The sequence below is a fragment of the Robiginitalea sp. genome (genome assembly GCF_049588695.1).
Lineage (GTDB): Bacteria > Bacteroidota > Bacteroidia > Flavobacteriales > Flavobacteriaceae > Robiginitalea.
On the sequence record NZ_JBAVZJ010000388.1, the window covers coordinates 1 to 2,105 of the forward strand.

At 48.9% G+C, this 2,105-nt stretch carries 2 protein-coding genes; both read right to left on the bottom strand.

Features of this window, described 5'->3' with window-relative positions; genetic code table 11:
- Window positions 1-31: 31 nt before the first annotated feature.
- Entirely contained in the window at window positions 32-412 is a 381-nt protein-coding gene (gene gcvH, locus WBV75_RS09180) for a glycine cleavage system protein GcvH (RefSeq protein WP_424120326.1), read from the bottom strand.
- 127 nt (window positions 413-539) lie between these two features.
- Window positions 540-2,105, bottom strand: a 1,566-nt coding sequence (gene sprA, locus WBV75_RS09185) for a cell surface protein SprA (RefSeq protein ID WP_424120327.1), incomplete at its 5' end; no start/stop codon positions are given.

The window sequence follows — 2,105 nt, forward strand, 5'->3', positions numbered from 1 at the left end:
GAGAAAAAACAGGAAGGTCCACCACTTGTTTTCAGCCACCGATCAACTCTGTATAGGCCTCGGCATCGAGGAGGTCTTCTACCTCGGAAATATCGGACATTTTAACCCGGACCATCCACCCTGCACCATAAGGGTCCTCGTTGACTTTTTCAGGCTCCGCTTCTAAATCCTCGTTGAATTCTAGAATTTCGCCACTTACGGGCAAAAAGAGGTCTGAGACGGTCTTTACCGCCTCAACGGTTCCAAAGACTTCTTCCCGTTCCAGGGTTTCATCTACGGTTTCAACTTCCACATAAACGATATCCCCCAGTTCTCCCTGGGCAAAATCTGTAATTCCAATAGTGGCGGTGTCGCCATCTATCTTAATCCATTCGTGGTCCTTGGTATACTTCAGTTCGGCAGGTACGTTCATCTTATATTGAAATTTAGCTCGCCTGACAAATGTAGTTTTTCATCCCGTACGTGCCAACTCTGAAGGTAAAAAAGCGGATGGGCCGTGCTCCGGGCCCAGGATTCTTTTCCAAAAAAGGGGCCATTTCCTAATTTCCAAAATTATACCTCAGGGTAAACCCGGTATTGATTGTAGTTTGCGGGAAAGCCGTAGAAACGGCAAACTGTGAGAAGTTGTGGTCGTAAAAAAACAGGGCGTTGAGACTTTTGGTGAGGGCGTAATCCACTGTAAACTTAATCGATAACAGGTTCTGTCCGGAGGTTACCTGGTTGTTGTCCAGATCCAGATTCCTGATTATGGTAATGTTGTCGCGCAGACTCACGTCTGCTTTAAAATTGAGATCTCCTTTGAGCCGGGTCCGCTCCCCCCCAATACGCGTGACAAAATTGACATCCCGAATGCGGTACCCGAGCCCGACAGAGTATTCCTTTCCATTGATTTCTGTGAGCAGGTTGTTGTCAAAAGACATGGAAAGGGCCCGGTCTGTGCGTACTTCTGCCAACACGCTCAGGCTGTTCTGCATCTCGAAATCCACCCGGATCAGGGGGTTAAACGCATCGTTCAGGACCACATTATTGATGATATTCTCCGGTAGGAGGTCTCCCGTTTCCGGATTGATGGGATCCTCCCCTGTGCCGATCAGCTGATCCCTTTCCAGGTTGGTCTGGAAAGAATTAATGCTATAAGCAGCCCGATATCCATGGCTGAGCGAAAAGCGCTTGAATTTTTTCCGGAACCATTTGTTCTTCATCAGCCCGGTGTATTTAATGTTCCAGTTCGGCAAGGGAATATCCCGGAAAGCGCCGAGGTTGACCTTCTCCGGATCTTTTCCGGTATAGGCCGCAAAAAAGGCAGGCAATAAGACGTCCTGACTGGTCTTCCCATAGAGATTCGGAAACCCGTCCTCATCCCTCCCGGTATCCGGCAGGTTGCCTTCAGCCTGTAACCTGTTGGCCACTGCGAGCCTGTTATCCTTAAAGGTCTCAAAAGTTGCAGAATCAAATTCATCGCTGCTCGAAAAGGCGGTCCCAATCATGATCGTCGAAATACTGAAGGTGCCAAACGTGTTGGGCGTGAGAGCGATATAATCCCCATCTTCAATACGGAAATTCTCCCTCCTGGAACTTGAAAATTGTCGTTCTGCCAGCAGGTCAATGGTCAATTCGGGAACAGGAAGGGCCGTAGCGGTAAGGCTGAGTTGTTTGTTTGTACGTCGGATAAACTGCTGGTTGAATTCCTGAAAATCGGTCAACCATCCTTTTCGGGCAGCCTCGAAGCGGACATCGGCCTGGCTTCCGAATACAAAGCCAAGGGTGGGTTTTGTGGTTCCAATAAAGCCCACAGACTGTGTATAACCCGGGAGTACAGAGCCATTATTCTCCAGGTAATTGATGTTTAACCGCTTCACCATTGTAAGAATATCGATTCCTATATTGGCCAGTTTGGAGGTCTTCTTAGGGGGTTTTGCCGCTCCTTCTTCGTTTGGATCGCCCGGTCTGCCCCTCGGAGCTGCGATCTGGTTGGTGGCCTTACCCCCTGTTTTTTTAAGGCCAAGCTGGTCGTAAAGCCTTTGCATGGTCAGGGTCGCGGTAAGGCTGTGCGTATTTGCATTTTGAACTGAATTAATGGAGGTTAAGACCAACTGGTCTTCCGG

Coding starts and splice junctions, on each gene's coding strand:
- gcvH (WP_424120326.1), bottom strand. CDS start 412: ATGAACGTACCTGCCGAACTGAAGTATACCAAGGACCACGAATGGATT.